This window comes from Floccifex sp. (assembly GCF_051873555.1).
GTDB lineage: Bacteria > Bacillota_I > Bacilli_A > Erysipelotrichales > Erysipelotrichaceae > Floccifex.
In genome coordinates this window covers 1-11,374 of record NZ_JBJEEY010000068.1, presented here as the reverse complement: position 1 = coordinate 11,374, position 11,374 = coordinate 1, and the positions used below count along the sequence as shown (strand labels likewise).

Here is an 11,374-nt window from a genome sequence, read left to right as displayed (position 1 = left end):
TTTTTTTTTATTCTTCTCTTGACTATTTTATAAATGTTGAGTAATATAATAAATTGCATAATAGTCTATGGGATTACTATGCCCAATTTTAAATTTAACGGAAAGGATGGCAGGCATGGATAGTAAATCGTATCGAGTTGTTGCGTGTGGTAAGAAAGCTTCACGTAGAAATTATTCGAAAGTAAGTGGAAATCTTGAACTTCCAAATTTAGTTGAAATTCAGACAAATTCGTTCAAGTGGTTCACAAAACAGGGGATTAAAGAAGTTTTCGAAGAGATTTATCCGATCGAAAACTATGGAAAAAACATCAAATTGAATTTTATTCAGTATCACTTTGAAAAACCGAAATACAATGCAGAAGAATCTATGTATAGAGAGTGTAACTATGCGGCACCTTTATATGCAGATATGGAATTAGAGGTCACAAATCCTGAAACAGGTGAAGTGGTTACAAAAACAGAAGAAGTATTTTTAGGGGATTTCCCTTTAATGACAGAAACAGGAACGTTTATCATTAATGGGGCAGAACGTGTCATTGTCAGCCAGATTGTCCGTTCACCAGGCGCCTATTTTTCTGATAACTACGATGAAAAAACGGGTAGACAAAATTATTCATGTGAATTGATTCCGTCTCGTGGAACTTGGTTAGAATTCATGACAGAACAAAAAAAGACAACAAATGGTCGTATCATCAATGTATCGATTGATCGTCGTCGTAAAGTTTTGTTCTCTATTTTATTCAAAGCCATTGGAATGTCATTGAATTTAGAAATCAATGAAGATACTCATGATACGAGCGCAATGGAAACGTTCTTACATGCCATTGGACGTAAATGGGATGATGTTGCCACAGATCCTGAAGACCGTGAATACATGAATTTATATTTGTTGTTGTATACGGCTTTCTTTGGAAAGTATGAAGACATTGAGAATTCATTGATCAATGATAAAGTAAAAACAACACAAGAGGCTTTATTGTCTTTTTATGAAAATCAAAGAAGTGATGAAATTCCTACATTAGATGGTTCCATTTCTTTAATGCAGGCAAAATTCTTTGATCATCGTCGTTATGACTTGACAAAAGCAGGTCGCTATAAATTACGTAAAAAATTAAATGCGATTTCACGTATGGAAGGAAGTTCTTTAGCACATGACATCTTAGATGTAGATGGAAATGTTTTTATGGAAAAAGGGACAATGATCCATCGTGATCAAAGAAATATACTTCGTGAAGAATTAGCAAAAGGACGTTATTGTGTTGCGTACCCATTCCGTGCTGAATTCCATGAAGCAGATGTTGTCAGTATCCCTGTTTCTTATAATGTTGGATTAATTGGTCGTGTCTTGGCACAAGATGTTGACTGTGGTTCTTATTATTTAGAAATGGGAACGGTTTTAACTCCACAAGATGTAGAAATGTTAAAACAATATAAAGAAGAAGTTGCGATTTATGCTGGATTGATTGCCACTCCAGTTGTATTAACGCCTGAAAATGTAAAACCAGTTTTAAATTATGGACAACGCTTATTTACTTTGGGTCGTTTAACAAATAATGAAGGACAGGATTTAGTAGATGAATCTATGGAATTCTATGTAAATCCATTTGAAATTGGGGTTTCTGCTGATAAATTAGATACTGCTAGTGAATTCAGCATTGAAAAACGTGTATTAAATGAAGAAATTACTGCATGGTTAATTGGTTCGTGTGTTCAGGAATTGTATGTAATTGATAAAGATAATCAAACAATTAAGATTGCTGGAAACGATCCATTCACAAATAAACATACCATTACAATTTCCGATATGTATGCGTTCTTCTCTTATAGTTTAAATGTTATGGAAGGAATTGGTTCAACAGATGATATCGATATGTTAGGAAATCGTCGTATTCGTTCTGTTGGAGAATTGATTCAAAATCAGTTCCGTATTGGTTTGTCTCGTATGGAACGTGTTGTAAAAGAACGTATGTCCATTCAGGAATTAGATGGATTGACACCTAAAAAATTAACAAATATTCGTCCTTTAACTGCTGCTATCAAAGAATTTTTCTCAAGCAGTCAATTGTCTCAATTTATGGACCAGCAAAATCCATTGGCAGAATTAACAAATAAACGTCGTATTTCTGCATTGGGACCAGGTGGATTAACTCGTGATCGTGCAGGATTTGAAGTGCGTGATGTTCATTCTTCTCACTATGGTCGTATTTGTCCAATTGAAACACCAGAAGGACCAAACATTGGTTTGATTTCAAACTTAACAACATATGCCAAAATCAATGAATATGGATTTATTCAAACACCTTATCGTGTTGTGAATCCAGATGGAACTGTAAGTGAAGAAGCTATTTATTTAAGTGCTGATGAAGAAGCGGATTACATCATTGCTCAAGCCAATGAAGTAAAAAACGGCCGCCTGGAAAAAGAAACAGTTGTTGCTCGTAAAAATGGAGACACAATCAATGCACCTAGAGAAAGCGTTGAGCTAGCTGACGTTTCGCCTAAGCAAATTGTATCTGTAGCGACTGCCTGTGTTCCTTTCCTGGAAAATGACGATGCTTCTCGTGCCTTAATGGGTGCTAATATGCAACGTCAGGCAGTTCCTTTATTGAATCCACATTCTCCTTATGTAGGGACAGGAATTGAATATAAAATTGCCAAAGACTCTGGCGTTGGTATTGTTGCAAAACAAGATGGAATTGTTGATTATGTGGATTCTCTTCGCATTGTCATCAAAGACAATGAAGGAGAAAAACATACATATCAATTGCGTAAATTTTCTCGTTCCAATGCTTCTACTTGTATCAACCAGAAACCAATTGTTAAAGTGGGAGAAGAAGTTGAAAAAGGAGATATTTTAGCAGATGGTCCTAGTATGCAAAATGGAGAATTAGCATTAGGACAAAACGTAACGATTGCGTATATGACTTGGTATGGATATAACTACGAAGATGCCATTATTATGTCAGAAAGAATGGTTAGTGATGATGTATATACTTCCATTCACATTGAAGAATATGACATTGACTGTCGTGATACAAAGTTAGGTCCAGAAGAAATTACGCGTGATATTCCAAATGTTGGTGAAAATGCGGTTCGTAAATTGGATGCCAATGGAATTATCATGGTGGGAGCTGAAGTAAAAGAAGGAGATATTCTAGTTGGTAAAGTAACACCAAAAGGTCAAAGTGAAGTATCTCCAGAAGAAAAATTGCTGTTAGCTATTTTTGGTGAAAAATCACGTGAAGTACGTGATAATTCATTGAAAGTTCCTCATGGAGGAGCCGGTATTGTTCATTCAATTCGTGTATTTAAACGTGGAGATGGTTCAGATCTTCCTCCTGGTGTAAATATGCGTGTTAAAGTATATATTGTGCAAAAACGTAAAATCTCTGAAGGAGATAAGATGTCAGGTCGTCACGGAAATAAAGGGGTTATTTCTAAGATTTTACCAATCGAAGATATGCCATTTATGGCCGATGGAACGCCAGTTGATATTTTGTTAAATCCATTTGGTGTGCCTTCTCGTATGAATATTGGACAAATTCTTGAAATTCATTTGGGATATGCGGCTAAACATTTAGGCGTTAAATTCGCAACGCCAGTATTTGATGGATTGTCAAATGATGATTTGGCCGATGTTATGCATGAAGCAAACATGACCGAAGATGGAAAACAAGTTTTATATGATGGTCAAACAGGTCAGCCATTTGATGAAAGAATCAGTGTTGGTGTTATGTATATGATCAAATTAGCGCACATGGTTGATGATAAATTACATGCTCGTGCTACAGGTCCTTATTCACTAGTAACACAACAGCCATTAGGTGGTAAAGCACAAAATGGTGGACAGCGTTTTGGAGAAATGGAAGTTTGGGCATTGGAAGCATATGGTGCCAGCCATACGTTACAAGAAATTTTGACAATCAAGTCCGATGATATTCAAGGTCGTATTAAGACATATGAAGCCATTATCAAAGGAAAAGACATTCCAGAACCTGGTATTCCTGAATCATTTAGAGTATTGATGCATGAATTACAAGGCTTGGCAATTGATGTTCGTTTATTAGATGAAAACGAAAATGAAGTGGATATCACATTAGATGATGATGACCAGGCCAAGGTTGTGGAACATAAAGAAGAATTAGTAAATGATATCGAAGATCAAAATGATCTTTCTATCACAGATGAACAGGAGGACCAAGAATAATGAGTGTTAATAAATTTGCTTCAATTCAAGTTCAATTAGCGTCTCCTGAGAAGATATTAGAGTGGTCACATGGAGAAGTGACAAAACCAGAAACAATCAATTATCGTTCGCAAAAAGCGGAAAAAGATGGCTTATTCTGTGAAAGAATTTTCGGACCTACAAAGGACTGGGAATGTGCTTGTGGAAAATATAAAAAAGTAAGCTTTAAAGGGGTTGTCTGTGATCGTTGTGGTGTAGAAATCACAAAATCAAGTGTTCGTCGTGAACGTATGGGACATATTGAATTAGCGGCTCCCGTTGCTCATATCTGGTATTTGCGTGGAATTCCTTCTCGCATGGCCTTATTATTGGATGTAACGCCAAAGCAATTGGAAGAAGTTGTTTACTTTGTTAGTTATATTGTGACAGATCCAAAAGAAAGTGATTTATCTTATAAACAAATTTTATCGGAACGTGAATATCGTGAAAATCTTTTATTATATGGTTCAGATGGATTTAAAGCACAAACAGGTGCTGAAGCGGTATTAAAGTTATTGCAAGATGTTGACTTGGAAGAAGAATATGCTTTTGTTCAAGAACAATTAGATAATGCGCAAGGTGAAAAACGTAAAAAATTAATTAAGCGCTTAGATACGATCAATGCGTTTAGACATTCCAACAACAAGCCGGAATGGATGGTACTGACAAATATTCCGGTTATTCCACCTGATTTACGTCCTATGCTTCAATTAGATGGAGGACGATTTGCGACAAGTGATTTAAATGATTTATATCGTCGTGTTATCACACGTAATAATCGTTTAAAGAAATTATTGGAATTGGGTACACCAAATATCATTGTTCAAAACGAAAAACGTATGCTTCAGGAAGCTGTTGATGCTTTGATTGATAATGGACGTCGTTCTAAACCAATTACTGGGGCTGGTGGACGTGCTTTGAAGTCATTGTCTCATTCCTTAAAAGGAAAACAAGGACGTTTCCGTCAAAACTTATTGGGAAAACGTGTTGACTTCTCTGGTCGTTCCGTTATTGCGGTTGGACCGGATTTGAAAATGTATCAATGTGGTATTCCACGTGAAATGGCTTTGAATTTGTTTAAACCATTTATTATTAATGAAATTGTAAATCAAAAAGTAGGAAATGCACAAAATCCAAAACATGCTGAGAAATTAATTGAAAAACATGATCCAAGAATTTGGGATGTTGTTGAAAAAGTCATTGATGGATATCCAGTATTGATGAACCGTGCTCCTACTTTACATAGACTTGGAATTCAAGCTTTCCTTCCAAAATTAGTGGAAGGACGCGCAATGCGTTTGCATCCATTGGTTTGTACAGCCTTTAATGCGGACTTTGATGGAGACCAGATGGCCATTCACGTTCCATTAAGTGAAGAAGCAAGAGCTGAAGCTTTAGTTATGATGCTGGGTTCTCATAATATCCTGGGGCCAAAAGATGGTAAACCAATTGTTACGCCTGGACAAGACATGGTTATGGGAAACTATTATTTGACAATGGAAGAAACAGCTGAAGAATTAATGGAAGAATCAAAACGTTATGAAGAAGCTGGTTGTCCAAAAGAAGCAAAAAAATGGGCTACTTTTGCACAAAATGAAGGACATGTTTATGCGAATGTTAATGAAATTATGTTGGCCTATAAAACAAACCAGGTACATTTGCATTCCCGTATTGCTTTGCCTGTTCGTGGATTCTTGAAAGACAAAACTTCTTTCAATCCTAAACACGAAAATGATTATTTAATCACAACAGTTGGTAAAATAATTTTTAATGGAATGTTCCCAGAGGATTTTCCATATATCAATGAAGTATCAAAAGAAAATTTTGTGGAAACACCAGATAAATATTTTGTGAAACCTGGGCAAGATGTAAAAGCCTATATTCAGTCTATGCCAATTGTTGGTGAAGTTAAGAAAAAAGATTTAGGAAAAGTAATTGCGGAAGTATTTAAGAGATATGAAGTTGATGAGACTGCCGAAGTACTTGACCAGATTAAGTCTTTAGGGTTTAAGTATTCAACGGTTGCTGGAATCACAGTTGCTTTAAGTGACATTGAAGTGGCTCCAAATAAAGAAAAATATGTTGATGAAGGTAAAGAAAAAGCGGAACAGTTAAAGTTTCTTCAAAGAAAAGGTATGTTAACGATGGAAGAATGGGAACGTCATTTGAATAAATTATGGGCGGATGTCAAAGATGAAATCGTAGACGTATTGATGGCTAATTTACCTCGTAAAAATCCAATCAACATGATGGCTACTTCCGGAGCTCGTGGTAATGCATCCAACTTTACGCAATTAGCTGGTATGCGTGGATTAATGGCAAAACCTCGTCAAGGAAAAGCTGCAAATGGAGAATATGTTCCATCTGTAATCGAGGTTCCTATTTATTCTTGTTTCCGTGAAGGATTGAACGTATCTGAGTTCTTTATTTCAACACATGGTGTTCGTAAAGGTTTAACGGATACGGCATTAAAAACAGCGGAATCCGGTTATTTAACTCGTCGTTTAGTGGATGTTGCACAAGGTGTTATTATTCAGGAAGATGATTGTGGAACAGATAAAGGATATTATGTAGAACGATTAATGGATCGTAAAACAAATACAGAAATTGAATCGTTACAAGATCGTATCGTTGGACGTTATTCAAAAGAAGATGTCATGGATCCTCAAACAGGTGAATTGATTATTGGTTCTGATGAATTTATTACAGACGAAATTGCCAAACAAATTGTAGATGCAGGTGTAGAAGGAATGCAGATTCGTTCTGTATTCACTTGTAAATCAAAAACTGGAATTTGTCGTAAGTGTTATGGACGCAATATGGCTACTGGAAAAGATGTGGAAGTTGGAGAAGCTGTTGGTATTATGGCAGCTCAATCCATTGGGGAACCAGGTACACAGTTAACAATGCGTACATTCCATACAGGTGGAGTTGCCGGTGGTGGAGATATCACACAAGGGTTACCACGTGTTGAAGAATTGTTTGAAGCTCGTTGTCCAAAAGGAGTTGCCGCCATTGCTCAAATCGGTGGAGAAATCACTTCCATTGAACGTATTGATGGAACAATGCGACAAGAAATTATCATTCGAAATGAAACAGAAAGTGTTTCACATAAAATTAATGCAAACCAGACAATTCGTCCTTGGGTTCAAGTGGGAGCTACCATTGAAGCAGGAACTGCTTTAACAGAAGGACCATTGGATCCAAAAGAATTGTTACGAGTTGCAGGGGTACGTGAAGTTCAGGATTACATTTTAAAAGAAGTTAAGAAAGTTTACCAGTCACAAGGTATTGAAATCAGTGACAAACACCTTGAAGTAATGATCAAACAAATGATGAAAAAAGTCATTGTTGTGGATAGTGGAGACACAGACTTGAATGTTGGTGTGCAATTGTCATTGACAAATATTACGAAAATTAATCGTGATGCCTTATTATCAGGGAAAACTCCAGCCACTTTTAAACCTGTTTTATTGGGGATTTCAAAAGCTTCTGTTGAAACAGATTCATTCTTATCGGCTGCTTCATTCCAGGAAACAACAAAAGTTCTTACAGATGCAACAATTAAAGGAAAAGTCGATCCTTTATGTGGAATGAAGGAAAATGTTATCATTGGAAAATTGATCCCAGCTGGTACAGGATATCAGGGAAATCGTCCTCAAAATCTTTTAGTTGCTGCAAAAGCAAAAGAATTACGTGAAAAACGTATTGCTCGTATGCAACAAGAGAAAAAAGAAGATGAATTTGATAAAATTACAAATGCATTGGATACTTCGACAGCAGAATTAAGCGAAGATGTATTAATTTCAGATGCAGAATAAAATAAATCCTTCTGGCTGATCCCAGAAGGATTTTTTGGATTATAAGGAGAGTTATGTTAGCAAGTGAAAGATTTTCTATCATTGTTCAAATTGTAAATAAACGAAAATTCATTTCGACTAAAGAATTAGCAACACAATTAAATGTGACAGAAACTACAATTCGAAGAGATTGTGAAGAACTAGAAAAAAATGGTTTGATCATTCGTGTTCATGGTGGCGCAAAAAGCATAAAAACAGGAAATGTTTTAACTAATCAACAAGAAAAGAGGATGAGTGAAAGAGGTCATCTATCTCAAAAAGATAAAGTTGCTAAAAAAGCTAGTGAATTAGTAAAAGATGGAGATTGTGTTTTTTTGGATGGAGGAACGAGTATTGTTCCAATGGTTAAATATATTAAAGATAAACACATTAAAATTGTAACGCATTCGAATTTGATTTTAGATGAATATATTGAAAATTCGAATGCAGAAATCTTTGTGATTGGAGGAAAATATATTCCTGCATACAATATGTCCGTAGGACCTATTACATTGCATAATTTAGAACAATTTAATTTTGATTATGCCTTTGTGAGTTGTGCAGGCTTGGACTTAGAAAGAAAGCTTGTTTATACAGTGGAAATGGAGACCATGGATGTAAAACGAATGGCAATGAAACTGGCTTTAAAATCATATTTACTTGTTGATTCATCAAAATTAGATGTAAAAGGATTTTGTAGTTTTATCAATACCGATGATTTTGATGCGATTATCTGTGATGAAATAAAAGACAAAGAAATACTTGATAACATGATTGTGATTCAGGAAAATGAATAAAAGCTCCGTTTGGAGCTTTTATATTATAAAATTTGAATATTGTGTTTACGACATTCACGAATCATATCTTCTGGCCAAATACTGGATTGGACTTCGCCAATGTGTGCTTTTTTCAGCAACAACATACATAAACGAGATTGTCCAATTCCGCCTCCAATCGTATAAGGAAGCGCTTTATTGATGATATCGCGATGATATGGAAGATCTAGACGTTCTAAACAGTTTTCTTTTTTTAATTGATCAACTAAACTATTTTCATCAACACGGATTCCCATACTGGAGATTTCAAGCGCGCATTGTAAAGGTTCATACCAAAATAAAATATCTCCATTTAATTGCCAGTCATCATAATCAGGGGCTCTTCCATCGTGTTTCAGTCCATTGGATAAACGATCTCCAATTTTCATTAAAAATACGCAACCATATTTTTTTGTGATTTCATTTTCTCTTTCTTTGTTTGACAAATTTGGATATAAATCTAGTAATTCTTGTGAAGAAATAAAATAAATATCGTCTGGTAAATGATTCACAGCCTGAGGATATTTATACCAGACTTCGTGTTCCATATGTTTGATGACTTTAAAAATTTGACGAACATGCTGTTTTAAAATATTTTCTGTTCTTTCTTCTTTTGAAATTACTTTTTCCCAGTCCCATTGATCTACATAAACAGAATGCAAATTATCTACTTCTTCATCTTTTCGAATCGCATTCATATTGGTATACAAACCCTCATGCATAGAAAAACGATAATGACCTAGTGCCCATCGTTTCCATTTCGCAAGAGAATGAACAATTTCAAGTTGCTGACCAGGCATTTCTTTCATTGTGAAAGAAACAGGCTTTTCGATTCCATTTAAATCATCATTTAATCCAGAACTTTTTTCTAAAAATAATGGAGCAGATATACGCGATAAATTTAATTCTTTTCCGAACTCATGCTGGAATGTATCACGAATATATTTGATGGCTTCTTGTGTTTCACGAATGGAAAGCACAGGATTGTAATTTTCAGGTATAATTAATGACATATGTCTTCTCCTTTTATCTGTATTATTTTATCATATTGTAAACGATTGTCAAAAAGTGTTGTTTGACTTTAAGAAGACATATGATAAAATTGAATTTGAGGTATGAATATGAAAAATATTGTAAAAGATTTGAAAGACATTTCCGTAAAAAAACATGTTGTTACTTCAATTGAATATACTTGTAAAGATGAGAAACAAGAAGATGAAGTATTTGAGACTGTCCGAAATGTCATTACAGAAAATATAGATGATTTTGCGAAAATTACTTTTGATGTAGATGCAGATCATAAAGTGAAAGTAGAAGTTATTCAAGATTAATGACTTCTTTTTTTTTTGGGAGGAAAAAATGAATTTAGAAATTTATGGAACATTGGGACCAAGTTGTTGTGATGAAGAAACTATTCGTTTTTTATTCGAAAAAGGAATGACAGGAATGCGATTGAATTTAAGTCATGTGACTTTAAAACAAGCATCGAAATGGTTACAATCATTTCATCGAGTAAGTCAGAATTTAAATTTTAAACCGAATTTATTAATGGACATGCAAGGACCTGAATTAAGAGTAAAAGAGATTTATAAGGATTTAAAGTTAAATGAAATTGTTGATGTGTATGAGTGTGCTTTTCCAGATTGTGTAATACAAGTTTTAGAAAAAGGTCAGCACATTTTATTGGATGATGGAAAAATTTTATTAGAAATGATGGACAAAAAACATGCTAAAGTTGTTATACCTGGTATATTAAAATCTCATAAAAGCCTGGCAATCGAAAATGTGAGTTTAGATATGCCCGCACTTACTTCCATGGATATTGAAAATATTTCAATGGCTAAGCAATATGGGGTTACTGGTTTAATGCAGCCTTTTGTTCGAAATAAAGAAGATTTAATATATATTCAAAATATATTAAAAAAGTATGATTCAGATTTAAAAATATATGCCAAAATTGAAAATAAAGAAGGGATTCAAATGTTAGAAGAACTACTTCCTTATTGTGATCAGATTGTTATTGCTAGAGGGGATTTAGCAAATTCTGTTGGAATTGTTAATTTGCCTTCTGTTCAAAAACAAATTGAAAAAACATGTAAAGAAAAAAATGTTTCATATATGGTGGTCACAGAAATGTTAAATTCGATGATTGAAAATCCTATGCCTACACGAGCAGAAGTCAGTGATATTTATCATGCCATTTATCATGGAGCTAGAAGCATTATGTTGACAGGTGAAACAGCGATAGGTAAATATCCTGTACAAGCTATGGATGTTTTTGTTCAAGTTGCTAAAAAAGCTTTAGAAGATCGAAAATAAAAACCGATATTCAAATGAATATCGGTAATTTGTTTATATGGTGGAGAGGGGCAGATTCGAACTGCCGAACCAAAAGGAACTGAGTTACAGTCAGCCGCGTTTAGCCACTTCGCTACCTCTCCATGGAGCAGGTGATGAGAATCGAACTCACGTAGTCAGCTTGGAAGGCTGAAGTT

Annotated in this window: 6 protein-coding genes and 1 tRNA gene; 5 read left to right on the top strand and 2 right to left on the bottom strand. The window is 34.8% G+C overall.

Annotated features, from left to right (window positions below):
• The first annotated feature begins 106 nt into the window (after positions 1-106).
• The 3 genes from rpoB to ACI32A_RS03940 are packed head-to-tail and all read left to right on the top strand — an operon-like array spanning position 107 to position 8,861.
• Complete coding sequence (rpoB, locus tag ACI32A_RS03950) at positions 107-4,207, top strand: DNA-directed RNA polymerase subunit beta (RefSeq protein ID WP_439753727.1); 4,101 nt, start codon at positions 107-109, stop codon at positions 4,205-4,207.
• Positions 4,207-8,046 (top strand): DNA-directed RNA polymerase subunit beta', encoded by a 3,840-nt coding sequence (gene rpoC / locus ACI32A_RS03945; protein WP_439753726.1) that lies wholly within the window; start codon positions 4,207-4,209, stop codon positions 8,044-8,046. Before rpoB ends, rpoC begins: the two co-directional genes overlap by 1 nt.
• Positions 8,047-8,099: 53 nt before the next feature.
• Positions 8,100-8,861, top strand: a complete 762-nt coding sequence (locus ACI32A_RS03940) for a DeoR/GlpR family DNA-binding transcription regulator (protein WP_439753725.1) — start codon at positions 8,100-8,102, stop codon at positions 8,859-8,861.
• Between the two features lie 23 nt (positions 8,862-8,884).
• Here ACI32A_RS03940 and asnA read toward each other — a convergent pair whose 3' ends face one another.
• On the bottom strand, positions 8,885-9,892 hold the full coding sequence (gene asnA, locus ACI32A_RS03935) for an aspartate--ammonia ligase (protein ID WP_439753724.1): 1,008 nt from the start codon (positions 9,890-9,892) through the stop codon (positions 8,885-8,887).
• Between the two features lie 108 nt (positions 9,893-10,000).
• On the opposite strand from asnA, the gene ACI32A_RS03930 reads away from it, so the two are divergent.
• Together ACI32A_RS03930 and ACI32A_RS03925 are read left to right on the top strand one after the other, a co-directional pair.
• The gene (locus tag ACI32A_RS03930) at positions 10,001-10,210 is read left to right on the top strand and encodes a hypothetical protein (RefSeq protein ID WP_439753723.1); all 210 of its coding nucleotides are present in this window, start codon (positions 10,001-10,003) and stop codon (positions 10,208-10,210) included.
• Between the two features lie 28 nt (positions 10,211-10,238).
• Positions 10,239-11,198, top strand: a complete 960-nt coding sequence (locus ACI32A_RS03925; protein ID WP_439753722.1) for a pyruvate kinase — start codon at positions 10,239-10,241, stop codon at positions 11,196-11,198.
• Between the two features lie 38 nt (positions 11,199-11,236).
• Here the strand turns inward: ACI32A_RS03925 and ACI32A_RS03920 are convergent.
• Positions 11,237-11,320 (bottom strand) — tRNA-Tyr (locus ACI32A_RS03920).
• Positions 11,321-11,374 lie beyond the last annotated feature (54 nt).

Coding starts and splice junctions, on each gene's coding strand:
- rpoB (WP_439753727.1), top strand. CDS start 107: ATGGCAGGCATGGATAGTAAATCGTATCGAGTTGTTGCGTGTGGTAAG.
- rpoC (WP_439753726.1), top strand. CDS start 4,207: ATGAGTGTTAATAAATTTGCTTCAATTCAAGTTCAATTAGCGTCTCCT.
- ACI32A_RS03940 (WP_439753725.1), top strand. CDS start 8,100: ATGTTAGCAAGTGAAAGATTTTCTATCATTGTTCAAATTGTAAATAAA.
- asnA (WP_439753724.1), bottom strand. CDS start 9,892: ATGTCATTAATTATACCTGAAAATTACAATCCTGTGCTTTCCATTCGT.
- ACI32A_RS03930 (WP_439753723.1), top strand. CDS start 10,001: ATGAAAAATATTGTAAAAGATTTGAAAGACATTTCCGTAAAAAAACAT.
- ACI32A_RS03925 (WP_439753722.1), top strand. CDS start 10,239: ATGAATTTAGAAATTTATGGAACATTGGGACCAAGTTGTTGTGATGAA.